The 22,265-nt window shown below is 66.3% G+C and carries 21 protein-coding genes and 2 tRNA genes; all 23 read right to left on the minus strand.

The genetic code is table 11. The features are described from left to right. Positions 1-22: 22 nt before the first annotated feature. The gene (rpsO, locus tag LRG10_RS01130; RefSeq protein ID WP_201171416.1) at positions 23-292 is read right to left on the minus strand and encodes a 30S ribosomal protein S15; all 270 of its coding nucleotides are present in this window, start codon (positions 290-292) and stop codon (positions 23-25) included. Between the two features lie 127 nt (positions 293-419). Continuing rightward, entirely contained in the window at positions 420-1,334 is a 915-nt protein-coding gene (truB, locus tag LRG10_RS01135) for a tRNA pseudouridine(55) synthase TruB (RefSeq protein ID WP_201171420.1), read from the minus strand. Positions 1,335-1,341: 7 nt separating this feature from the next. After that, entirely contained in the window at positions 1,342-1,722 is a 381-nt protein-coding gene (gene rbfA / locus LRG10_RS01140) for a 30S ribosome-binding factor RbfA (RefSeq protein ID WP_238634456.1), read from the minus strand. Positions 1,723-1,729: 7 nt separating this feature from the next. After that, on the minus strand, positions 1,730-4,417 hold the full coding sequence (gene infB, locus LRG10_RS01145) for a translation initiation factor IF-2 (protein ID WP_238634457.1): 2,688 nt from the start codon (positions 4,415-4,417) through the stop codon (positions 1,730-1,732). A gap of 53 nt (positions 4,418-4,470) precedes the next feature. After that, the gene (gene nusA, locus LRG10_RS01150; protein ID WP_201171426.1) at positions 4,471-5,976 is read right to left on the minus strand and encodes a transcription termination factor NusA; all 1,506 of its coding nucleotides are present in this window, start codon (positions 5,974-5,976) and stop codon (positions 4,471-4,473) included. Positions 5,977-6,013: 37 nt separating this feature from the next. After that, positions 6,014-6,469, minus strand: coding sequence for a ribosome maturation factor RimP (gene rimP, locus LRG10_RS01155; RefSeq protein WP_201171428.1), 456 nt, complete (start codon positions 6,467-6,469; stop codon positions 6,014-6,016). Positions 6,470-6,702: 233 nt separating this feature from the next. Next, positions 6,703-6,779 (minus strand) — tRNA-Met (locus tag LRG10_RS01160). A 73-nt stretch (positions 6,780-6,852) separates the two neighbouring features. After that, positions 6,853-8,307 (minus strand): NADH-quinone oxidoreductase subunit NuoN, encoded by a 1,455-nt coding sequence (gene nuoN / locus LRG10_RS01165; protein WP_201171430.1) that lies wholly within the window; start codon positions 8,305-8,307, stop codon positions 6,853-6,855. 13 nt (positions 8,308-8,320) lie between these two features. Then, complete coding sequence (locus LRG10_RS01170; RefSeq protein ID WP_201171432.1) at positions 8,321-9,838, minus strand: NADH-quinone oxidoreductase subunit M; 1,518 nt, start codon at positions 9,836-9,838, stop codon at positions 8,321-8,323. A 45-nt stretch (positions 9,839-9,883) separates the two neighbouring features. Further along, on the minus strand, positions 9,884-11,854 hold the full coding sequence (gene nuoL, locus LRG10_RS01175) for an NADH-quinone oxidoreductase subunit L (RefSeq protein ID WP_238634460.1): 1,971 nt from the start codon (positions 11,852-11,854) through the stop codon (positions 9,884-9,886). Positions 11,855-11,857: 3 nt separating this feature from the next. Beyond that, entirely contained in the window at positions 11,858-12,163 is a 306-nt protein-coding gene (gene nuoK, locus LRG10_RS01180) for an NADH-quinone oxidoreductase subunit NuoK (RefSeq protein ID WP_201171437.1), read from the minus strand. A 48-nt stretch (positions 12,164-12,211) separates the two neighbouring features. Further along, entirely contained in the window at positions 12,212-12,823 is a 612-nt protein-coding gene (locus LRG10_RS01185) for an NADH-quinone oxidoreductase subunit J (protein WP_201171439.1), read from the minus strand. 16 nt (positions 12,824-12,839) lie between these two features. Next, positions 12,840-13,331, minus strand: coding sequence for an NADH-quinone oxidoreductase subunit NuoI (gene nuoI, locus LRG10_RS01190; protein WP_201171441.1), 492 nt, complete (start codon positions 13,329-13,331; stop codon positions 12,840-12,842). 13 nt (positions 13,332-13,344) lie between these two features. After that, on the minus strand, positions 13,345-14,358 hold the full coding sequence (gene nuoH, locus LRG10_RS01195; RefSeq protein WP_201171444.1) for an NADH-quinone oxidoreductase subunit NuoH: 1,014 nt from the start codon (positions 14,356-14,358) through the stop codon (positions 13,345-13,347). A 33-nt stretch (positions 14,359-14,391) separates the two neighbouring features. Further along, positions 14,392-16,779 (minus strand): NADH-quinone oxidoreductase subunit NuoG, encoded by a 2,388-nt coding sequence (nuoG, locus tag LRG10_RS01200; protein WP_201242073.1) that lies wholly within the window; start codon positions 16,777-16,779, stop codon positions 14,392-14,394. Continuing rightward, positions 16,776-18,056, minus strand: coding sequence for an NADH-quinone oxidoreductase subunit NuoF (gene nuoF / locus LRG10_RS01205; RefSeq protein ID WP_201171452.1), 1,281 nt, complete (start codon positions 18,054-18,056; stop codon positions 16,776-16,778). Before nuoF ends, nuoG begins: the two co-directional genes overlap by 4 nt. Before the next feature lie 21 nt (positions 18,057-18,077). Beyond that, positions 18,078-18,590 (minus strand): NADH-quinone oxidoreductase subunit NuoE, encoded by a 513-nt coding sequence (gene nuoE / locus LRG10_RS01210; protein ID WP_201171454.1) that lies wholly within the window; start codon positions 18,588-18,590, stop codon positions 18,078-18,080. Next, entirely contained in the window at positions 18,587-19,840 is a 1,254-nt protein-coding gene (locus LRG10_RS01215; RefSeq protein ID WP_238634462.1) for an NADH-quinone oxidoreductase subunit D, read from the minus strand. The genes nuoE and LRG10_RS01215 overlap by 4 nt, the downstream gene beginning before the upstream one ends. Then, entirely contained in the window at positions 19,833-20,573 is a 741-nt protein-coding gene (locus LRG10_RS01220; protein ID WP_201171457.1) for an NADH-quinone oxidoreductase subunit C, read from the minus strand. The genes LRG10_RS01215 and LRG10_RS01220 overlap by 8 nt, the downstream gene beginning before the upstream one ends. Positions 20,574-20,582: 9 nt before the next feature. After that, positions 20,583-21,059, minus strand: coding sequence for an NADH-quinone oxidoreductase subunit B family protein (locus tag LRG10_RS01225; RefSeq protein ID WP_011814550.1), 477 nt, complete (start codon positions 21,057-21,059; stop codon positions 20,583-20,585). Beyond that, positions 21,050-21,406 carry an NADH-quinone oxidoreductase subunit A gene (locus LRG10_RS01230; protein ID WP_011814551.1) on the minus strand — a complete coding sequence of 119 codons (357 nt, stop codon included), beginning with the start codon at positions 21,404-21,406 and terminating at the stop codon, positions 21,050-21,052. Before LRG10_RS01230 ends, LRG10_RS01225 begins: the two co-directional genes overlap by 10 nt. A 255-nt stretch (positions 21,407-21,661) precedes the next feature. Next, a tRNA-Leu gene (locus LRG10_RS01235) sits at positions 21,662-21,746 on the minus strand. Between the two features lie 99 nt (positions 21,747-21,845). Further along, on the minus strand, positions 21,846-22,262 hold the full coding sequence (gene secG / locus LRG10_RS01240; protein WP_201171459.1) for a preprotein translocase subunit SecG: 417 nt from the start codon (positions 22,260-22,262) through the stop codon (positions 21,846-21,848). Positions 22,263-22,265 lie beyond the last annotated feature (3 nt).

Here is a 22,265-nt window from a genome sequence, read left to right on the forward strand (position 1 = left end):
CATCGTTTTTTACCCCTTGCGCTTACTTGCGAATGCCGAGACGCTCGATGACGTCCTGGTAGCGGCTCCGATCCTTGCGCTTGAGGTAATCGAGCAGCTTGCGGCGCTGGCTGACCAGCTTGAGCAGGCCCTGCCGAGAGTGGTGGTCCTGCTTGTGCACCGAGAAGTGCTCGGTAAGGTGCTGGATACGCGCCGAGAGCAGCGCGATCTGCACCTCGGGCGACCCGGTGTCCGACGGAGAGCGCCGGAACTGCTCGACGATCTCCGATTTTTTCTCAGCATTCAGCGACATGTACGACTCCTGACCTATACGCTCGATTTCGGCCTGTCCATAAAGGCCGTTAGTGTAGCCCTCGCGGGGGCAAAGGAACAAGAATTCACCCGCGAGCGGCGGGAAACTGCGCAGCGGGCTTCTCCCGTCAGCGGCGTGCTACCAGGCGCTTGGGCCCGATGCGGCCATCATCCAGGGCCTGCCCCATGCCCAGGAAGTTGCCGGCGCGATCGTACAGCCGCAGCCAGCCCTCGCTGGGAGCCTTGGGGACGAAGACCGGCTGGCCCTGAACCACGAAGTAGGCGAGATCGTCGGCGAGCTCAACCCCGGTGTACTGCTGGAGGGCCGAGTCCATGGGAAGCAGCGTGGCGTCCAGCGCCTCCCGCCCCTGCTCGGCGCGTGCGGCGAGCATCTCCTCGGTCCACATCGCCGGGTCCTGGTACGGCCCGAGCCCCAGCCTGCGCAGCGCGCAGACGTGGCCGACGGTGCCCAGCGCCTCGGCGATATCCTCGGCCAGCGTGCGGATGTAGGTTCCCTTGGAGCAGTGCACCGACAGCTCCAGCTCATCCCCGCGGACGGCCAGAAGCTGCAGGTCGTAGATCTCCACCCGTCGGCGCTCGCGCTCGACCTCGACCCCCTGACGCGCCAGGTCGTAGAGCCGCTGCCCCTGGTGTTTGATGGCCGAATACATCGGCGGCAGCTGCTCGATGGACCCGCGAAAATCGGCCAGGACCGGCTCGACGCTCTCCGGGTCCAGCCCCGGGACCTCGGCACGGTCGCGTTCGGTGCCCTCGGCGTCCCCGGTATCGGTGGCCACGCCCAGCTTGCAGGTGACCACGTATCTCTTATCCGCGTCGAGCAGGAACCCGGAGACCTTGGTGGCATCGCCGAAGCAGATCGGCAGCAGCCCGGTGGCCAGCGGATCGAGACTGCCCGTGTGCCCGGCCTTGCGCGCCCCGAAGAGCCGCTTGACCTGTTGCAGGGCCTTATTGGAGGTCACGCCCGCCGGCTTGTCCAACAGCAGCACGCCGGTGACGTTGCGACCACCCCGCCTTTTCGCCATTCGCCTTCTACTCCTTGCTCGATTCGTCGTCCGCAGGCGGCGGTGCCACCTCATCGATGAGGGCACTCAGCCGCGCACCGCGATCGAAGGCGGTGTCGTGCAGGAAGCGCAGGCTCGGCGTTCGCTTGGCACGGATGCGCCGGGCCACCTGGCTGCGCACGAACCCGTGGGCTCGGTTCAGGACATCGATCCCGGCCTGCGCCTCGGCCGCCTCGGCGCCGAGAACGGTGACGTACACGGTCGCATGGGCCAGGTCACGGCTAACCTGCACCTCCGAGATGGTCACTGACCCCACCCGGGGGTCATCGACGTCGTCGCGAATCACCTCGGCAAGCTCGCGTCGAAGCTGCTCGGCGATCCGCCGGCTGCGCGGATAGTCCTTCGCCATGTCTGCGCTACAGGCTCCGCTGCACCTCGATCCGCTCGTAGCACTCGATCTGGTCGCCAACGCGGACGTCGTTGTAGTTCTTCACGCCGATACCACACTCGGTGCCGGCACGCACTTCGTTGACGTCATCCTTGAACCGCCGCAGGGACTCCAGTTCACCCTCGAAGATCACCACGCTCTCGCGCAGGACCCGGATCGGGTTGCGGCGGCGGACCACGCCGTCGACCACCAGGCAGCCGGCCACCTGACCGAGCTTCGACGAGCGGAACACCTCGCGAACCTCCGCCGTGCCCAGGATGTGCTCCTCCAGGGCCGGCTCGAGCATGCCGGAGATGGCGTTCTTGACCTGCTCGATGGCGTCGTAGATGACGCTGTAGTAGTGCAGGTCGACGCCGTTCTCCTGAACCATGCGCTTGGCTGCAGCGTCGGCGCGGACATTGAAGCCGATAAGGATCGCCTCGGAGGCCAGCGCCAGATTGACGTCCGACTCCGTGATGGCACCTACACCGGAGGAGACCACGCGCACGCGAACCTCCTCGTGGGAGAGGTCTTCCAGCGACTGCCGCAGCGCCTCAGCGGAACCGTGGACGTCGGCCTTGACCAGCAGGTTGATGGTGGAGACCTCGTCCTCCTTCATCTGCGAGAAGAGGTTCTCCATCCGGGCCGCCTGTTGCTGCGCCAGGCGCTTCTCACGTTGACGCTCGGTGCGGCTCTCGGCCACCTCGCGGGCCTTGCGCTCGTCCTCGACCACCATGAAGTCATCGCCGGCATCCGGCAGCCCGGAAAGACCCAACACCTCCACCGGGGTCGACGGGCCGGCCTCGTTGACGCGCTGGCCGTGCTCATCCACCAGAGCCCGGACACGGCCGAACTCGGTGCCGGAGATGACCGTGTCGCCGCGATGCAGGTAGCCGTTCTGGACCAGCACCGTGGCCACCGGACCGCGGCCCTTGTCGAGGCTGGACTCAAGAACCACGCCGCGAGCCGGGCAATCCTTGACAGCCTTGAGCTCCTGCAACTCGGCCTGGAGGACGATGGCCTCGATCAACTCGTCCACACCCTCGCCCGTCATCGCCGAGACGTGGACGAACTGCACGTCGCCACCCCACTCCTCCGGGATGACCTCCATCTGGGCGAGTTCCTGCTTGACGCGGTTGGGATCCGCGTCCTCCTTGTCCATCTTGTTGACCGCCACGACGATCGGCACCTCGGCGGCGCGAGCGTGGTCGACGGCCTCCTTGGTCTGCGGCATGACACCGTCATCGGCGGCCACCACGAGCACGACGATGTCGGTCATCTGCGCGCCCCGGGCCCGCATGGCAGTGAACGCCTGGTGGCCGGGCGTATCGAGGAAGGTGGCGCTGCCGTTCTCACCCTCGACGCGGTAGGCGCCGATATGCTGCGTGATTCCGCCGGCCTCGCCGGAAGCCACCTTGGAGCGGCGGATGTGGTCGAGCAGCGATGTCTTGCCGTGGTCGACGTGGCCCATCACGGTCACCACCGGCGCCCGACCGATCTGCTCGCCCTCGGGCTCCTCGCTCTGGCGCAGCAGTTCCTCCTCGACGTCGTCCTCGCGCTCGAGCTTGGGCTTGTGGCCCATCTCCTCGACGAGGATCGCCGCGGTCTCCTGGTCGATGGCCTGGTTGATCGTGGCCATCACGCCCTGCTTCATCATCTCCTTGATCAGCACGGCGGCCTTGACGCTCATCCGGTCAGCGAGCTCGGCCACCGTGATCGTCTCGGGAATCTCGACCTCACGGACGACCGGCGCGGTCGGGCGCTCGAACCCCTGCTGCAGCTGCCTGGCCGCCGTACCGCCACCGCGCTTCTTGCCTCCGCGTCGACTGCCGGCGCCACGGCCCCCAGCGGACTGCTCTTCCTTCTTCTTCTTCTTCGGCTTGGCCTCCTGCTTGCGCTGGGCGCGCTCCTCAGCCTCGCGCTCGCGTTTGGCCTCGAGTTCGGCGCGCTTGCGCTCCCGCTCCTCTTCCCGCTTCTTGGCCTCGTCCTGCTGACTCTTGGGCTTCTCCTTGAGGGCTTCGGCCTGGGCGCGAGCGGTCTGGTCGGCCGCCGTCTCCTCCGGCTCCGCCGCTGCCTGCTCTTCGGCGTCGGATGCCTCCGCGGCAGCGGTTTCCGCACTGCCCTCTTCCGCCGTCGCCTCCGGCGCGACCGCGTCACTGGAGGCCTCATCGGCCGGTGCGGCCTCGTCAGCGGCGGGCGCTGCCTGGTCGCTGGTGCGCTGGGCCTCGGCGGCGTCCTCCTCGCGCTGAGCCTCTTCCTGCTCGAGGGCGCGCTCAAGCTGTGCGGCGGCCTCTTCGGCCTCCTCCTGCTTGCGCTTCTCCTCGGCCTCGATATCGCTGCGCTTGACGTAGGTGCGCCGCTTGCGGACCTCGACATTGACCGTGCGCGTCTGCCGCGGACCACGACTGCCCGCATCGCGGCCCGCCGGCATCTTGAGCTGGCTGTGACTGCGCCGCTTGAGGGTGATCTTCTTGGGGGATCCGTCGGAGCCGCCGCCCTCCTCGTCCTGGGCAGCACTCCCCTGCCTCAGGTGAGCCAGCAGCGTCGCCTTGTCCTCCGCCGAGAGGGCTGCATCGTCGTCGCGCCGGCCGAGTCCCGCCGCCTCCAGTTGAGCCTGAAGCCGTTCCACCGGGATCCCTACCGTCTGCGCAAATTCTTTTACCGTCGTTTCCGCCATATAACACTCTCCGGACGCGGCCCAAGTCAGAGACCTCGTCGTGTCCCCTCTTTTCAGTCGGCGCGCTCGCCGCCCTCACTGGCCGCGAACCAAGGCTCGCGGGCCTTCATGATCAGCTGCCCGGCCCGATCCTCATCCATGCCTTCGACCTCCAGCAGGTCGTCCACGGACTGGTCGGCCAGATCCTCAACCGTGACGACGCCGCGCTCAGCCAGGGCCTTTGCCGTCTGCTCATCCATCCCTTCAAGGGCCAGCAGCTCCTCGCTAGGCTGGTTCTCGTTGGCCTCCTCGGCAATCGCCTGGGCCAGGAGCACGTCCCGGGCGCGACTACGCAGGGCCTCGACGATATCCTCGTCAAATTCCTCGATCTCCAGCAGCTCGGCGGTGGGCACATAGGCCACCTCCTCGATGCTGGAGAACCCTTCCTGGACCAGCACCCCGGCAACGTCTTCATCGACATCCAGGTGCTCGACAAACAGCTGTACCAGTTCGCCGGCCTCGCGCTCGCTCTTGGCCTCGGCTTCCTCGGCGGTCATCACGTTGAGCTCCCAGCCGGTAAGCTCGCTGGCCAGGCGCACATTCTGCCCGCCACGGCCGATGGCCTGTGAGAGCTGCTCTTCGGCCACGGCCACATCCATGGCGCCACGATCCTCGTCGACCACGATGGACTCGACCTCGGCCGGCGCCAGGGCGTTGATGACAAACTGTGCCGGGTTCTCGTCCCACGGGATGATGTCGATGCGCTCGCCACTGAGCTCGTTGGAGACCGCCTGCACGCGCGAGCCGCGCATGCCGACGCAGGCCCCGACCGGATCGATGCGGGGATCCAGGGCACGTACCGAGATCTTGGCACGCATGCCCGGGTCACGGGCGGCGCCGAGGATTTCGATCAGCCCCTGACCGACCTCGGGCACCTCGATCTTGAACAGCTCGACCAGGAAGTCGTTGGCCGTGCGGCTGACGAACAGCTGCGGCCCGCGCGGTTCAGAGCGGACGTCGCGCAGATAGCCGCGAATCCGGTCGTTGGGCCGGATCGCCTCGCGGGGGATCAGATCCTCGCGGGAAACCAGCGCCTCGGTGTTCTCGCCCAGATCAATGATGGCACTGCCGCGCTCCATGCGCTTGACCGTGCCGTTGACCAACTCACCGATCCGGTGTTTGTAGGCGTCGACGATCTGAGCCCGCTCGGCCTCGCGCACCTTCTGCACGATAACCTGCTTGGCGGTCTGCGCCGCGATGCGGCCGAAGTCCACGGACTCGATCGGCTCTTCGACGTAGCCCCCCACCTCGGCACCGGCGTCCCGCTCGCGGGCGCGCTCCAGACTGATCTGGCGCTGCGGCTCCTCCACGGACTCCTCATCGGGCACCACCTCCCAGCGTCGATAGGTGGCGTAGTCACCGGTCTGCCGATCCACCGCGACCCGGGCGTCGATGTCCTCCATGTGCCGCTTGCGCGTGGCCGAGGCCAGGGCCGCTTCAATGGCCTCGAAGATCACCTCCCGGTCCACGCCCTTCTCATTGGAGGTGGCCTCCACGACCAACAGGATTTCTCTACTCATGCCTCCGACTCCGCTGTTCTTCTGCGGCCGACGCCCTTCACGGCTCGAGATCCAGCCGCGCCCGGTCGATCAGCTCCAGGGGGATGCGCAGCTCGATCCCGTCGACATCGCGCACCCGCACGAATTCATCATCCAGTCCCAGCAGGACGCCCTTGACCCGGCGACGCCCCTCGTAGAGCTCCAGCAGGCGCAGCTGGATGCGCTCACCGCTGAAGCGATCGTAATCCGCCGACTTGAAGATCGGCCGGTCCAGTCCCGGCGAGGAGACCTCGAGATGGTAGGCCCCCTCGATCGGGTCCTCGACATCGAGCAGACCGCTGACCTGGTGACTGACCGCCTCGCAGTCCTCCAGGCGAATGCCCGCGGGCGTGTCGATGAACACGCGCAGCGTGCGATTGCCCTTTGCCCCGGTCAGCTCGACCCCGACCAGTTCATAGCCGAGCCCGGCCACCGTCGGTTCGAGTAACGAGTGAAGCGTCTGGATCTGAGACATCCGGCACCACAAACAAAAAGAGGGCCCAAGGCCCTCCCCCCGAGTCCGCTCGTCGGCGAACCGACGGCGGGCGTGTCCAAAGAGCCTGCGAGCCCAACCACCCTCGCAGCTTCAGCCGGCGATTATACACACGCGCCAGGTGACAAAAAAGCGCACGGCCCACGCCGGCTGACCCAACGGGACCGTCCGTCAAGCGCCCACAAAAAAGGCGGCCATGGGCCGCCTTTCCGGATTGGTAGCGGGGGCAGGATTTGAACCTGCGACCTTCGGGTTATGAGCCCGACGAGCTACCAGACTGCTCCACCCCGCAACTGTTAAAGAGGATTATACGGGGACCCTATGCAAACATCAAGCCGTCCCCGCCTTCGCGAGCCGATCCACCGTCACAGTCCCAGGGCCGCCTGGCACAGGGCGATCAACCGCTCGGGGAAGATCCCGAGCACCAGGACCGCCACACCGTTGACGACCACCAAGCTGCGGATGGCGGAGGACGCGCCGGGGGCCGGCAGCGCCTGCGTGTCGGCCTCCGCCTCGGGGCGGTCGAAATAGACGACCTTAAGCACCCGCAGGTAGTAGAAGGCCCCAACCACGGCCGCCACTACGGCAAAGATCGCCAGCGGGATGTGCCCCGCCTCGACGGCCGCCTGGAGCACCAGGTACTTGGCGTAGAAGCCGACCGTACCGGGAATGCCGGTCATCGACACCAGCACCAGCAGCAGCACCCCGGCGTAAACCGGATGACGCTCGTTGAGCCCGCGCAGATCGGCGATCTCCTCAGCCTCGAACCCAGAGCGGGCCAGCACCGTGATCATGCCGAACGCGCCGGCCGCCATGATGCTGTAGGCGATGGTGTAGAACAGCGCGGCCGCGTGACCGGCATCGGTACCGGCGGTAAACCCGACCATGATGAACCCGGCGTGGGCGATGGCCGAGTAAGCCAGCATGCGCTTGAAGTTGGTCTGCACGATGGCGATCAGGTTGCCGACCAGCAGCGAGGCCACGGCGAGGATCATCAGCATCGGCTCAAGCTGCTCGTGCATCGGTCCCAGACCGTCGACCAGCAACCGCATGAACAGCGCCACGGCCGCCACCTTCGGCGCCGTACTCAGGAACAGGGTCACCGGCGTGGGGGCGCCCTGGTAGACGTCCGGCACCCAGGCATGGAACGGCGCGGCACCGAGCTTGAAGGCCACGCCCACCAGCATGAACACCACCCCGAAGAGCAGCATCAGTGGATCGGAGTGGCGGCCCGCCACCTCGGCGATCACCGACAGCTCCAGGCTCGCGGTAGCGCCGTAGACCATCGACATGCCGTAGAGCAGGATGCCGGAGGCCAGCGAACCGAGAACGAAGTACTTCATGGCCGCCTCAGCCGCACGGCGCGAGTCGCGGTGATAGGCCACCAGGGCGTAGAGGGCCAGCGACAGCAGCTCCAGGCCGAGATACAAGCTGAGCAGGCTGGCGCCGGAGGCGATCACCAGCATGCCCAGGTTGGCGAACAGGGCCAGCAGGTAGAACTCCCCCTGGAGCAACCCGCGGTCGCCCAGATAGGGCCGCGTGTAGGCTAGGGCCAGCATGGACAGCAGTGCCACGGAGGCCTTGACCACTGCACCCAGGGAGTCGGCAACGTAGTGGCCCGAGAAGGTCACCTCGTTCACGCCCCACTGGGTACTCAGGGCCAGCACCGCCGTCACCAGCAGCGCCCCCTGGGTCAGATAGAAAGTCGCGCTACGCCGGGCATCACTGGAGAAGAGGTCCACCACCAGCACGCCGCAGGTGGCCGCCAGCAACCAGATTTCCGGCAGCGCCAGGGAGAAATCGGGCGTCTCGAAGCTCATTGCCTCTCCTTCCTTACCGGGCAGCCGGGAGCGCTGCAGAGACGTCGTTCAACAACTCGACCAGGGTCGGCTCCGCCACAGCGACCAGCGCCTGGGGATAGACACCGACGCCGATCACCAGCACCGCCAGCACGCCGAGCAGCATGAACTCGCGCCGGTCGAGGTCGTTCAGCGCAGCCACCCGCTCGTTGGCCACCGGACCGAAGATAACCCGCTTGACCAGCCACAGCGAGTAGGCAGCTCCGACGATCAGGGTCAGACCGGCGATGGCGGCGTACCAGAAGCTGGCCTGGTAGCTGCCGAGGATGACCAGGAACTCGCCGACGAAGCCGGAGGTCCCGGGCAGGCCCGCGTTGGCCATGGCGAAAACCACGAAGAGGGCGCCAAAGATCGGCATGCGGTTGATCACACCACCGTAGTCGGCGATGTTCCGGGTGTGCATCCGGTCGTAGAGCACGCCGACGCACAGGAACAGCGCCGCCGAGATGAACCCGTGGGAGATCAGCTGGACGTAGCCGCCGGTCATGGCCATCAGGGCGCCGTCCCCGGCCTCGGCACCGAGACCGGCCTGGAAGATGACGAAGAACCCCAGGGTGGCGAAGCCCATGTGGGCGATCGATGAGTAGGCGATCAGCCGCTTCATGTCCTCCTGGACCATGGCCACCAAACCGATGTAGACGATGGCGATCAGCGACATGGCGATCACCAGCCAGGCCAGCTCCTGGCTCGCCTCCGGCGCGATGGGCAGCGCGAAGCGCAGGAACCCGTAGGCGCCCATCTTCAGGGTGATCGCCGCCAGGATCACCGAGCCACCGGTGGGCGCCTCGGTGTGTGCATCGGGGAGCCAGGTGTGTACTGGCCACATCGGCACCTTGACGGCAAAAGCCGCCAGCAGTGCCAGGAAGATCAGGATCTGCGCCTCGAGCCCGATGCTCAGCCCGTGGAAATCGAGTACGCCGAAGCTGCCCGCCTCCCAACGCAGATAGAGGAAGGCGATGAGCATCAGCACCGAACCGAGGAAGGTGTAGAGGAAGAACTTGATGGTGGCGTAGATGCGGTTGGCGCCGCCCCAGATACCGATGAGCAGGAACATCGGCACCAGCATCGCCTCCCAGAAAACATAGAAGAGGATGGCGTCGAGCGCCGCGAAGACGCCAACCATCAGCCCCTCCATGATCAGGAAGGCACCCATGTACTGCGCCGGCCGATAGGTGAGCCCGCTGCGACCGGCGACCACCACCAACAGCGTGGCGAAGGCGGTCAGCACCACCAGCGGCATGGAGATACCGTCCACCCCCAGGTGGTAGTGGATGTCGAAGGTCGGCACCCAGTCGCGCTTCTCCACGAACTGCATACCGCTCCCGGGTTCAAAGGCGAACCAGAGCACAAGGCTGAACAGGAACGTCAGCCCGGCCACGCCGGTGGCCAGTTCCCGGACCGCCACCTCCGAGCGCTGGCCAACGGCCAGCACCGCGGCACCGCCGAGGATCGGCAGCCAGATAATCAGGCTAAGCAACCAACCGTCGAACATCCGTTCTTCCCCTGCGTTCTTGCGCGTCCGTTCCGAAGCCGCGCACTAGGCGAACAGCATTCGCACAACGAAGAATGAGATCAGCAGCAGTACGCCGATGACCATGACGAAGGCGTAGTGATACAGGTACCCGGTCTGTGAGTACCGCGCCCCGGCAGCGACCCGGCCGATCAGACGCGCCGACCCGTTGACCAGCAGCCCGTCGATCAGCCAGCGATCCCCGACCTTCGACAGCAGCCCGGCGATCGCTCGACCGCCATCCGTGAACCCGCGGATGTAGAGCCAGTCGAACCCGTACTTGTGCTCCAGCACCCGCTGCAGCGGACGCAGGGGCGCCACCACCCGTTCCCGCAGGTCGGGGCGACGCAGGTAGAGCAGCCAGGCCACGAAGACACCGGCCAGTACCAGGTAGAGCACCGGCGTCACCAACGCGTGGGCCATGAAGCCCAGAACCCCGGTGTACCCGTCCGCCAGGCGATCCAGGCCGGTCTGATCGGCAAGCACGCGGATCGACCCGTCGGCGTAGAAGAAGTCGCCCATGACCATCGGCCCGAAGGTGAACAGGCCGATCAGCACCGAGGGCACCGCCAGGAGCACCAGCGGCACGGTCACCACCAGCGGGCTCTCGTGCAGATGTTTGCGGGCGTGCTCGTCCATGCGCTCCTCGCCGTGAAAGACCATGAACAGCAGGCGGAAACTATAGAGCGCGGTGACGAAGACCCCGAGCACCAGCAGCCAATAGGCGAAGGTGGCCCAGCCGCCGGCGGAGTACCCCACGGCCTCGATAATGGCGTCCTTCGAGAAGAAGCCAGAGAAGCCGGGGATGCCGATCAGCGCCAGGGTGCCGACCAGCATGGCGATGTAGGTCACCGGCATGTACCGGGCCAGCCCGCCCATCTTGCGCATGTCCTGCTCGTGGTGCAGGGCGATGATCACCGAGCCGGCCCCGAGGAAGAGCAGTGCTTTGAAGAAGGCGTGGGTGAACAGATGGAAGACACCGGCCGCGTAGGCCGACACGCCCAGGGCCGCGACCATGTAGCCGAGCTGGGAGAGCGTGGAGTAGGCGATGACCCGCTTGATGTCGTTCTGTACCAGCCCGATCAAGCCCATGAAGAAGGCCGTCAGCGCACCCACGACCAGGACCACGGTCAGCGCCACCGTGGACAGCTCGAAGACCGGCGACATGCGGGCGACCAGGAAGATGCCGGCGGTCACCATGGTCGCGGCGTGGATCAGCGCCGAGATGGGCGTTGGGCCCTCCATGGAGTCCGGCAGCCAGACATGGAGCGGGACTTGGGCCGACTTGCCCATGCAGCCGATGAAGATCAGCAGCGCGGCGACGGTCACCAGGCTCCACTCGGCGGCGCCGAAGAGGTTCAGCGTCCGGCCGGGATCGGCCTCCACCGCCGCGAAGATCTCGCCGTAGTGGAGCGTGCCAAAGGCACCAGCCAGTACGGCGATGCCCAGAAGCAGCCCCAGATCCCCCACGCGGTTGACCAGAAACGCCTTGAGGTTGGCAAAGATGGCGCTCTCGCGGGTGTACCAGAAACCGATCAACAGGTAAGAGACGAGCCCGACAGCCTCCCAGGCGAAGAACAGCTGCAGCAGGTTGTTCGCCATGACCAGCATCAGCATGGCGAAGGTGAACAGCGCGATGTAGCTGAAAAACCGCTGATAGCCTGGGTCGTCGTGCATGTAGCCGATGGTGTAGATATGGACCATCAGCGCGACAAAGGTGACGGTGGCCATCATCACCGCGGTGAGCCGGTCGACCAGGAAGCCGATCTCGAAGCTCAGGTCGCCCACCGAGGCCCACGTGTAGACGGTGAAGTCCACCGGCTCCAGATCGCCCCAGACCAGGCCGTGCAGCACCCAGAAGGAAAGGGCGCAGGAAATGGCGACACCGAGGATGGTCACCCAGTGGGCTCCGGCGCGTCCGATCCAGCCGCCAGCCATGCCAGCGATGGCGGCGGCGACCAGCGGAAAGAGGACGATGGCGTAGAGGACCGTCTCCATGGCTTACCCCTTCATCGCATCCAGGGCGGCAACGTTGATGTCGCCGCGTGAGCGGAACAGGACCACGACGATGGCCAGGCCGATGGCCGCCTCCGCCGCCGCCACGGTGAGGATGAAGAAGACGAAGATCTGCCCGGCTATATCCTCCAGATAGGCGGAGAAGCCGATGAAGTTGATGTTCACGGCGAGCAGGATCAGCTCGATGCACATCAACAGCAGGATCACGTTCTTCCGGTTGAGGAAGATGCCTGCCACGCCGAGGGAGAACAGCAACGCCCCCAGGATCAGGAAATCGGACAGCTCGATCATTGGGCCTTCCTGCTTGCCTTCGCTAGTCGTTTGCCCGGCTTCGGGCCCTCAGTTCCGCGTATGGTCCTGCCGTCGCGAGGACTTCATGCGCACCATGCGCAGGCGGTCGTCCTTCTTGACCGACAGCTGCCGGGGCACATCCTGCTTGTGCGTCCCCTCGCGCCGGCGCAGCGTCAGGGTGATCGCGGCAACGATGGCCAGCAGTAGGATCACCGCCGCGATCTCGAACGGGTAGACGTAGACCGTGTACAACACCCCGCCAATCGCCTGGATATTGTTCACGTCCGCCGCCGGCTCGGGGATGGTCCCACTGACCAGGTCCGCCCGCTCGGAGACGATGACCGCCACCAGCTGCGCGGCCATCAGGACCGCCACCAGTGCCCCGACCGGCAGGTAGCGGGTAAACCCTTCGCGCATCGGGGCGATGTTGATATCGAGCATCATCAGCACGAAGAGGAAGAGCACCATCACCGCGCCGACGTACACCAACACCAGGGCGATGCCGAGGAACTCGGCACCGGCCAGTACCCAGATCACCGCAGCGTTAAAGAACGCGAGCACCAGGAACAGCGCCGCGTGGACCGGGTTGCGCACGGAGATCACCATGGTCGCCGCGAACAGCAGCACCCCGGCGAAGATGTAGAAGATCACCTGTTCCATAAGCCCGAGGCTCCCATTACCGGTAGGGCGCATCGGCGGCGCGATCGGCCGCCAGCTGGCTCTCGTACTTGTCACCCATGGCCAGCAGCTTCTGCTTGTCGGCGACCCGCTCCTCGCGACGCTCCATGTGGAAGGTGTCGAGCCGGGTCAGGACGATGGAGTCTACCGGGCAGGACTCCTCGCAGAAGCCGCAGTAGATGCACTTGAACATGTCGATGTCGTAGCGCGTGGTGCGCCGTGTGCCGTCGGCGCGCTGGTGTGAATCGATGGTGATCGCCAGCGCCGGGCACACCGCCTCGCAGAGCTTGCAGGCGATACAGCGCTCCTCGCCGTTGGGGTATCGACGCAGGGCCAGGTGCCCCCGGAAACGCGGCGACTTCGGCGCCCGCTCTTCCGGGAACTCCAGCGTGACGCTGCGTCGGAAGAACATGTGCCCCGCCGTCAGCCGCAGTCCGCGCAGCAGCTCGGTGAACAGGAAGCTGTTCAGATAGTCGTTTAGCGGTCTCATGACCGTACCCCCGTCAGAACCAAGGACCGACGCCGCCGTAGACCAAGCCGGTGAGCACCACCAGCCAGACCACGGTGGCCGGGATCAGAACCTTCCAGCCCAGCCGCATGAGCTGGTCGTAGCGGTAGCGCGGGAAGGTGGCGCGGAACCACAGGTAGCAGAAGGCGAAGAAGGCAGCCTTCGCGAACAGCCAGACGATCCCGGGGACCCAGTCGAACGCTGGCCCAAGCACCGGCAGCCCCTCGAAGGGCGAGTGCCACCCGCCCAGGAACAGAGTCGCCGCGAGGAACGAGATGAGCAGCATGTTGGCGTACTCGGCCAGGAAGAAGACCGCGAAGGCCATTCCCGAGTACTCCACGTGGAAACCGGCAACGATCTCGGACTCGCCCTCGGCAATGTCGAACGGCGCCCGGTTGGTCTCGGCGACGCCGGAGATCCAGTAGATCAGGAACAGCGGCAGCAGCGGCAGCCAGAACCACTCCCAGAACGGACCGGCCTGGGCGTTGACGATGCCGGTGAGGTTCATCGTCCCGGCGGCCAGCAACACACCGACCAGCGCGAACCCCATGGCGATCTCGTAAGACACGACCTGGGCCGAGGCGCGCAAGGTACCGAGCAGCGCGTACTTGGAGTTGGAGGCCCAGCCGGCGATGATCAGTCCGTACACCCCCAGCGAGGTCATCGCCAGGATGTAGAGCAGACCAGCGTTGATATCCGCCACCACCAGGCCGTCGTCGAAGGGGATCACCGCCCACGCGGCCAGGGCCGGCATGATGGCCATCGCCGGGGCGATCAGGAACAGCGTCCGGCTGGCGTAGGTCGGGATGGTGATCTCCTTGAAAAGGAGCTTCAGCGCATCGGCAATGGGCTGCAGCAGCCCGCGGGGACCGACCCGGTTGGGCCCGCGTCGATCCTGCATGTGACCGATCACCCGCCGCTCGACGTAGGTGAAATAGGCCACGGCCAGGAACAGCGGGATCAGGACGGCCCAGATCTTGGCGAACTGCCAGAAGAGTGTCTCGTACATGCCCTCGATCGTCCTTTTCTGCGGCTCTGCGGCCTAGAGCGCTTCCAGCGAGACGGTCCCGTAAGGGCCGCCGAGCGCCGCACGCTCATCCAGCCCGGCAGGAATCCAGGCCACGCCTGCCGGCACGGCGTCATCCACGACCAGCGGCAGCTCCGCCACCCCGCTGTCGGCACGGACCCGGACGCGGCGTGGCTGCGTCTGCGAAAACCCGAGTTCGGCCGCCGTCTGCGGGGCAAGCACCACCTCGGCCCGCCCGGCAATCGGCGCCTGCTGCAGTGGCCGCGCGCGCCGCACCAGCGGATCGCCGGCGTAGATCGGCACACCACCGGCCAGCGCCAAGCCCTGCCCCGTCTTCGCCCCGGCGGCCACCGCCGTGGCCGGGTAGTGCGACCCCGGCCTCAGATCCCGACAGAGCCCGGCCAGCTCGCCGTAAACATCGGCGATGTCGTTGTATTCGAAGCGCTCCAGCCCGAGGACCGTGCCCAGGGCACGCAGGACGCGCCAGCCCGGGCGTGCCTCGCCGGGAGGCTCCGCCACACCACGGCAGCTCTGCCAGCGGCCCTCGTTGTTGACGTACGTCCCGGCACTCTCGCCGAAAGCGCCCATCGGCAGCAGGACGTCGGCCTGGGCGCGCAGCTGCTCGTCGGCGAAGGCCGTGATGGCCACCACCTCTTCGGCCTGCTCCATGGCCTGCCGGGCGGCCTGCGGATCCCATAGATCGCGGGTCGGCTCGACGTTCAGCAGCAGATACCCCTTGAGCCCGGCGCGCAGCATGGCGTCGGCGCTGCGTCCGGCCGGCTGTGCCGCCACGCCGCCGGCCTGACGATGTGGCACCGCGCCGGCCAACCAGCCGCCGGCGGTATTGCCGGCCTCGGCGAGAACCCCGAGGCGCCCGCCGCAGAACTCCGCGATACAGCTGCCCAGGGCCCGCAACGCGGCAGCCTGCGGATGACTGCTGGCGAGGTTGCCGAGCAGCACCGTGGGCCGCTGCGCCGCGGCCAACCGGCGCGCCACCTCGCGGGCGTGATCCGTCACCGGTCCGGCCACGGCAGCCAATTCGTCGGGCAGCGAGCGCCCGGCTCCCTCGGCCACTGCCACCGCCACCGCGCCGAACTCGGCAACCAGCTGCGCCGGCGCAACGGCCTGCTCTGAGGCCAGCGGCAGGTTCCAATCGAACCCCCGGGGGTTCAGGGCCATGATCTGCGCGCCCGAACGCGCGGCCTTGCGCAGGCGGTGGTTGATCAGCGGCTGCTCGTGTCGGGTATAGGCCCCGACCAGCAGCGCCGCATCGACCTGCTCGAGCTCGGCGATCTCCTGCCCGAGATAGGGGAAGGGCGGTGCCTGTTCCTGGTCCGAGGTGTCCACCTCGCGGAGCCGGTGGTCGACGTTCCCGCTCCCCAGACCGCGCAGCAGTCGCGCCGCCAGGTAGAGTTCCTCGAGGGTGGCGCTCGGCGCCAGCAGCCCGCCCAGACCATCAGCGCCGTGGCGCTGGACGACCCCCTGCAGGGCCCCCGCGGCGCGATCGAGTGCCGTCTCCCAGGGCACCTCGTGCCAACGGCCGTCGCGCTTGATCATCGGCTGCACAAGCCGGTCGGCGTGGTCGACCCCCTCAATGGCGAACCGGTCGCGGTCGGCGATCCAGGTCTCGTTGATGGCCTCGTTCTCGCGCGGCACCGCCCGCTGGATACGTCCGCGCAGGGTGTGCAGCGCCAGGTTCGAGCCGACCCCGTCGTGGGGGGAGACCGCTGGGAAGCTGAGCAGCTCCCACGGACGGGCCCGGAAACGGAACGGCTTGTTGGTCAGCGCTCCAACCGGGCAGAGGTCGATCACGTTGCCGGAGAGCTCCGAGCTTAGACCCGTTTCCAGGTAGGTCGAGATCTCCATGTGCTCGCCCCGCCCCATGCCACCGAGTTCCTTCTGCCCGGCCACCTCGTCGAGGAAGCGCACACAGCGGGTGCAGTGGATGCAGCGGGTCATCTCCGTGGCGACCAGCGGGCCAAGGTCCTCGTCGGCCACGGAGCGTTTGCCTTCGGTAAAGCGCGAGATCCCGCGGCCGTACCCCATGGAGATGTCCTGCAACTCGCACTCGCCGCCCTGGTCGCAGATTGGGCAGTCGAGCGGGTGATTGATCAGCAGGAACTCCATCACCCCGCGCTGCGCCTTGATCGCCGTCGCCGATGTAGTGCGCACCACCATGCCGTCAGCCACTGGCGTGGCGCACGCCGGCAGCGGTTTCGGCGCCTTCTCGACCTCGACGAGGCACATCCGACAGTTGGCCACCACCGAGAGGTGCTTGTGGTAGCAGAACCGCGGGACGTGGATCCCGTGACGGTCGGTGGCCTGAATCAGCATCTCGCCCTTGCGGGCCTCGATGGAGCACCCATCGACCTCGATGGTGACCGTCTCCTCGTTTGCGCTCATGCCGCTGCCTCCACCGGGGATCGACCGTGCTCGATGTAGTGCTCGAACTCGTGCCGGAAGTGCTGGATGAAGCTCTGCACCGGAGTTGCCGCCGCATCACCGAAGGCGCAGATGGTGTGCCCGGCGATCTGCCCCGGCACCTCCTCGAGCATGCGTAGGTCGTCGTGGGTGCCGCGCCCCTCATGGATCCGCTGGACCGCGCGATAGAGCCAGCCGGTGCCTTCACGACACGGCGTGCACTGCCCGCAGGACTCGGCGTAATAGAAGCGCGTGATACGGGCGAGGATGCGCACCATGTCCGTGGTATCGTCCATCACCACCACGGCCCCGGAGCCGAGCATGGAGCCGGCTGCAGCAATGCTGTCGTAGTCCATGTCGGTCTCGAGCATGGTCTCGCCGGGGACCACCGGCGTCGAGCTGCCGCCGGGGATCACCGCCTTGAGCCGGCGACCACCACGCACACCGCCGGCCATCTCCAGTAGCTCGCGGAAGGGGATGCCCATCGGGATCTCGTAGTTGCCGGGGCGCTCGACGTGACCGGAGACGGAGAAGATCTTCTCGCCGCCGTTGTTCGGCCTACCGAGGTTGAGGAACCAGTCGGCGCCATTGCGGATGACCGCAGGCACCGAGGCGAGGGTCTCGGTGTTGTTGATGGTCGTCGGCTTGCCGTAGATGCCGACCTGCGCCGGGAAAGGCGGCTTGTATCGGGGCTGGCCCTTCTTGCCTTCGAGCGACTCCATGAGTGCCGACTCTTCGCCGCAGATATAGGCGCCGGCACCGTAGTGGTTGTGGAGCTGAAAATCGAAGCCCGAGTCGAGGATGTTCTGCCCCAGGTAGCCGGCCTGGTGGGCCTCGGCCACCGCCTGCTCCATACGCTCGAACGGCTCGTGATGGAATTCGCCGCGCAGGTAGTTGTAGCCGACGCTCGCGCCCATGGCGTAGCCGGCGATGATCATCCCCTCGACCACCGCATGCGGGTTGAAACGCAGGATGTCGTGATCCTTGCAGGTTCCCGGTTCGGACTCATCCGAGTTGCAGATCAGGTACTTCTGCCCGGCACTGTCGCGGGGCATGAACCCCCACTTGATCCCCGGCGGGAAGCCGGCACCGCCCCGACCGCGCAGGGCGCTCTGCTTGACCTCGTCGATGACCTCCTGGGGCGACATGGGCGTGCGCAGCACGCGTTCGAGGGCCTTGTAGCCACCCACCTTGCGGTAGGTCTCCAGGCTCCACGGCTCGTCATAGCCCAGGGTCGTATAACAAACTTGGTTGACCATGACCCCTCCGCGCCCTGCGGCTCAGCTCAGCCCGTCGAGGATCTCGTCGATCCGCTCGCGGGTCAGATGGGTGTAGTAGTGCCCGTCGACGACCATCATCGGCGCCCGCGTGCAGGCGGCCAGGCACTCCTCCTCGCGCACCAGCGTGATGCGTCCGTCCGGCGTCGTCTCGCCGAGCCGGATCCCGAGCTTCTCCTCGGCGTAGGCCACCAGCTCATCGGCGCCGTTGAGACAGCACGAAATATTGGTGCAGATATTGACCTTGTGCCGGCCCACCGGCTCATCGAGGTGAAACATGGAGTAGAAGGTCGCCACCTCGAAGGCGCTGGCCCGGGGCATGCCGATGTAGTCTGCGGCCGCCGCCACGTGACGCCGCTCCAGCCAGCCGCCGTTATCATCCTGCAGGATGTGCAGCGCCGGGATGATCGCCGACGCCCGCCCCTGCTCGTCATCGGGATACTTAGCCAGCCAGTGGTCGATACGCCGGCACTGGTCCGCGCTCAGGGTCTCTGCTGCCACCGTCTGCTCCGTCACCGATCCACCTCCCCGAACACCACATCCAGCGAGCCGATCAGGGTCACCACGTCCGCCAGCATGTAGCCGCGGATCATCTCGTCAGTAGCCGCCAGGTGGTAGTAGCACGGCGGCCGGACCTTTAAGCGGTACGGCTTGTTGGCGCCGTCCGAGATCAGGTAGACGCCAAACTCGCCCTTGGGCGCCTCTACCACGGCGTAAACCTCGCCGGGCGGCGTGCAGTACCCCTCGGTGAAGAGCTTGAAGTGGTGGATGAGCGACTCCATGTCGTCTTTCATCTCTTCCCGGGTCGGGGGGGTCACCTTCGGATCGTCGACCCGCACCGGGCCCGGGTTGTCGCGCAGCCAGTCCACGCACTGCTTGATAATGCGCACCGACTGGCGCATCTCCTCGACACGCACCAAGTAGCGGTCGTAGGAGTCACCGTTGACGCCGACCGGGATGTCGAAGTCGACCCGGTCGTAGGCGGCGTAAGGCTGTTTCTTGCGCAGGTCCCAGGCCACTCCGGAGCCGCGCAGCAGCGGACCGGTAAAGCCGAGTTCCACGGCACGCTCGGCGGAGACCGGGCAGATGTCCACCAGTCGCTGCTTCCAGATCCGGTTCTCGGTCAGCAGCGTCTCGTACTCGTCCACGCAGGCGGGGAAGCGCTCGCAAAAGTCGTCGAGAAAGTCGAGCACCGAGCCCTCGCGGGCGCGGTTCATCTCACGCAACTCCTTCTCGCTGCGGTAGGGCGAGGGCTCGTATTTGGGCATCTGGTCGGGCAGGTCGCGGTGCACCCCGCCCGGGCGGTAGTAGGTCGCGTGCATCCGCGCGCCCGAGACCGCCTCGTAGACATCCATGAGATCCTCGCGCTCGCGGAAGGTATACAGGAACGCGGTCATGGCGCCGACGTCGAGCCCGTGCCCGCCGAGCCACATCAGGTGGTTCAAGATGCGGGTGACCTCGTCCATCATCGTGCGGATATACTGCGCCCGCAGCGGCGGCTCGATACCGAGCAGTTTCTCGATCGCGCGCACATAGCCGTGCTCGTTGCACATCATCGAGACGTAGTCGAGCCGGTCCATGTAGCCGATGGACTGATTGTACGGCTTGGATTCGGCCAGCTTCTCCGTCGCCCGGTGCAGCAGACCGATGTGGGGGTCGGCGCGGCGCACCGTTTCCCCCTCCATCTCCAGCACCAGGCGCAGCACCCCGTGCGCCGCCGGGTGCTGCGGGCCGAAGTTCAGGGTATAGCTCTGGAACTCAGCCATCGGCTTGTCCCTCCGTGCCTTCCGCCTTGTGCGGTGCGGCGTAACGGTTGTCTTCGCGGATCACCCGCGGCACGAGCACCCGCGGCTCGATCTCCACCGGCCCGTAGACGACACGCCCCTTCTCGGGGTCGTAGCGCGGCTCTACGTTGCCGATCAGCGGGAAGTCCTTGCGGAAGGGGTGCCCGACAAAACCGTAATCGGTGAGGATCCGGCGCAGATCCGGGTGGCCTTCGAAAACGATACCGTACAGGTCGAAAGCCTCCCTTTCGGCCCAATTGGCGGACGGCCAGAGGCCCGACACAGAGGGCAATACCGGCAGGTCGTCATCCTCGGCGAAGCAGCGCACGCGAAGGCGCTGATTGTGCGTCAACGACAGCAGCTGATAGACCGCCGCGAAACGCCGGCCGGTCCGCTCCTCGATCGACTGCACCCCGTAGATGCCGGTCAGGCCCAGACGCCCAAACCCCGGCTCGGTCACCCCGCGGCTGAAGCCTGTCCCGGTCGCCGACTCGGTGATCCACTCATCCTGGCCGTAGGCGGCGTAGTCGACCCCGGCGACATCGGACAGCTGCTCGAAACGCCAATCGGCGGCATCACGCAGCTCGGTCATCACCGCAACCAACTCGGCGGGCCGGACCTCCAGCGTCACCTCGCCGCGCTCGAGCCAGCAATCGGTCAAACGACCACCGAAATGGCCGCGGAGCTGCTCCAACAGGCTCTCGGGCTCAGCCATGACTCTCCCTCAACGTGCGATGGTATTGGTCCGGCGGATCTTGTTCTGCAGCTGCAGGATGCCGTAGTACAGGGCCTCGGCCGTGGGTGGACAACCGGGGACGTAGATGTCCACGGGGACGATGCGGTCGCAGCCGCGCGTCACCGAGTAGGAGTAGTGGTAGTACCCCCCGCCGTTGGCACACGACCCCATGGAGATCACCCACTTCGGCTCCGGCATCTGGTCGTAGACCTTGCGCAGCGCCGGGGCCATCTTGTTGCAGAGCGTGCCGGCGACAATCATCACATCAGACTGCCGCGGGCTGGGCCGGAAGATCAGACCGTTGCGGTCCATGTCGTAGCGCCCCGCCGCGGTGTGCATCATCTCGACGGCACAGCAGGCCAGGCCGAAGGTCATGGGCCACAGGGAGCCGGTCCGCGCCCAGTTGATCAGCTTATCCGCGGAGGTCGTCACGTACCCCCGCTCCAGGATGCCTTCTACTCCCATTCCAGCGCCCCTTTACGCCACTCGTAGAGCAAACCGATCACGAGAAGCCCGACAAATAGGCCCATGGCCAAGATGCCGAACAGCCCAATGTCGTCCAACACAACTGCCCAAGGGAAGAGGAAGGCGATCTCGAGATCGAAGAGGATGAACAGAATGGCGACGAGGTAATAGCGCACGTCGAACTTCATGCGCGAATCCTCGAAGGCCTCGAAGCCGCACTCGTAAGGCGACTGCTTTTCCGGATCTTCACGCCGAGGACCGAGCACGAACCCGGCAGCCAGAGGCAGGACGCCGAAGACGAGCCCGACGACAATGAAGAGCAGAACCGGGAGGTAATTCTCTAGCATCGTTCGCCGCTCCGCTGGTGAGAACACGGGACCGGTGCCCCGCCCCCGTGTCGAACATCGCTGGAGTTTACGGAGCGGTCTCTCTCCGTGTCAACTCAGCGGCTTTTTTAACTTCCTGATTTTAAAGACGTTATCGTGCCGACAAACGATCGTGACGGTTGCGGGAAATCAATCCCGCCAACCGGCGCGACCAGACAGGGACGATCAGGGTGCGGGATATCGCGCGAGTGCGCGCTGAGGAAGGAGAGATATAGATGGTGCCGAAGGCCGGACTCGAACCGGCACGGCTTTCGCCACCGCCCCCTCAAGACGGCGTGTCTACCAGTTCCACCACTTCGGCACGTAGACAGTTGCGCTTGGGCGTTTACTCTGCCCCAACGCGGGACGCATGATAGCAACCCTGATCCCGCGATTCAATCCCGCAATCGCGGAAAAGGGGCTACTCCGCTTCACCCTCTTCCGCAGGCGCGTCCGGCTCCACCGGCTGACCCGGCGCCTCAGGCGCAGGGGCCTCCTGCTCCGCCGGCATGTCCGGAGCCGCCGGCGCCTCCGGATCCTCCTCTTCCGTCTCTTCCTCGCTCTCGAGCACGTCGTCGTCGCCAATCACCGAAGCGCCGCCGCCGATCCCCTGCGAGGCGATCACCGCCAGCCCCAGGCTGGTCAGGAAGAAGGTCGTACCCAGGGTCGCAATCAGCTTGGTCATGAAGGTCGCTGCGCCGCGCGAGCCGAAGACGGTGCTCGAGGCACCGCTGCCGAAGGCGGCTCCCATGTCAGCGCCCTTCCCCTGGTTCAGCAGGACCAGCACCACCAGGGCAACGGCGATGACGATATGGACGGCAAGCAACGCTTCAAACATGGG

The sequence above is a fragment of the Halorhodospira sp. 9628 genome (assembly GCF_022228075.1).
Classification (GTDB): Bacteria; Pseudomonadota; Gammaproteobacteria; order Nitrococcales; family Halorhodospiraceae; genus Halorhodospira; species Halorhodospira halophila_A.

Excerpts from the sequence above, each read along its gene's own strand:
- rpsO (WP_201171416.1), bottom strand. The coding sequence starts at position 292 with ATGTCGCTGAATGCTGAGAAAAAATCGGAGATCGTCGAGCAGTTCCGG.
- truB (WP_201171420.1), bottom strand. The coding sequence starts at position 1,334 with ATGGCGAAAAGGCGGGGTGGTCGCAACGTCACCGGCGTGCTGCTGTTG.
- rbfA (WP_238634456.1), bottom strand. The coding sequence starts at position 1,722 with ATGGCGAAGGACTATCCGCGCAGCCGGCGGATCGCCGAGCAGCTTCGA.
- infB (WP_238634457.1), bottom strand. The coding sequence starts at position 4,417 with ATGGCGGAAACGACGGTAAAAGAATTTGCGCAGACGGTAGGGATCCCG.
- nusA (WP_201171426.1), bottom strand. The coding sequence starts at position 5,976 with ATGAGTAGAGAAATCCTGTTGGTCGTGGAGGCCACCTCCAATGAGAAG.
- rimP (WP_201171428.1), bottom strand. The coding sequence starts at position 6,469 with ATGTCTCAGATCCAGACGCTTCACTCGTTACTCGAACCGACGGTGGCC.
- nuoN (WP_201171430.1), bottom strand. The coding sequence starts at position 8,307 with ATGAGCTTCGAGACGCCCGATTTCTCCCTGGCGCTGCCGGAAATCTGG.
- LRG10_RS01170 (WP_201171432.1), bottom strand. The coding sequence starts at position 9,838 with ATGTTCGACGGTTGGTTGCTTAGCCTGATTATCTGGCTGCCGATCCTC.
- nuoL (WP_238634460.1), bottom strand. The coding sequence starts at position 11,854 with ATGGAGACGGTCCTCTACGCCATCGTCCTCTTTCCGCTGGTCGCCGCC.
- nuoK (WP_201171437.1), bottom strand. The coding sequence starts at position 12,163 with ATGATCGAGCTGTCCGATTTCCTGATCCTGGGGGCGTTGCTGTTCTCC.
- LRG10_RS01185 (WP_201171439.1), bottom strand. The coding sequence starts at position 12,823 with ATGGAACAGGTGATCTTCTACATCTTCGCCGGGGTGCTGCTGTTCGCG.
- nuoI (WP_201171441.1), bottom strand. The coding sequence starts at position 13,331 with ATGAGACCGCTAAACGACTATCTGAACAGCTTCCTGTTCACCGAGCTG.
- nuoH (WP_201171444.1), bottom strand. The coding sequence starts at position 14,358 with ATGTACGAGACACTCTTCTGGCAGTTCGCCAAGATCTGGGCCGTCCTG.
- nuoG (WP_201242073.1), bottom strand. The coding sequence starts at position 16,779 with ATGAGCGCAAACGAGGAGACGGTCACCATCGAGGTCGATGGGTGCTCC.
- nuoF (WP_201171452.1), bottom strand. The coding sequence starts at position 18,056 with ATGGTCAACCAAGTTTGTTATACGACCCTGGGCTATGACGAGCCGTGG.
- LRG10_RS01215 (WP_238634462.1), bottom strand. The coding sequence starts at position 19,840 with ATGGCTGAGTTCCAGAGCTATACCCTGAACTTCGGCCCGCAGCACCCG.
- LRG10_RS01220 (WP_201171457.1), bottom strand. The coding sequence starts at position 20,573 with ATGGCTGAGCCCGAGAGCCTGTTGGAGCAGCTCCGCGGCCATTTCGGT.
- LRG10_RS01225 (WP_011814550.1), bottom strand. The coding sequence starts at position 21,059 with ATGGGAGTAGAAGGCATCCTGGAGCGGGGGTACGTGACGACCTCCGCG.
- LRG10_RS01230 (WP_011814551.1), bottom strand. The coding sequence starts at position 21,406 with ATGCTAGAGAATTACCTCCCGGTTCTGCTCTTCATTGTCGTCGGGCTC.
- secG (WP_201171459.1), bottom strand. The coding sequence starts at position 22,262 with ATGTTTGAAGCGTTGCTTGCCGTCCATATCGTCATCGCCGTTGCCCTG.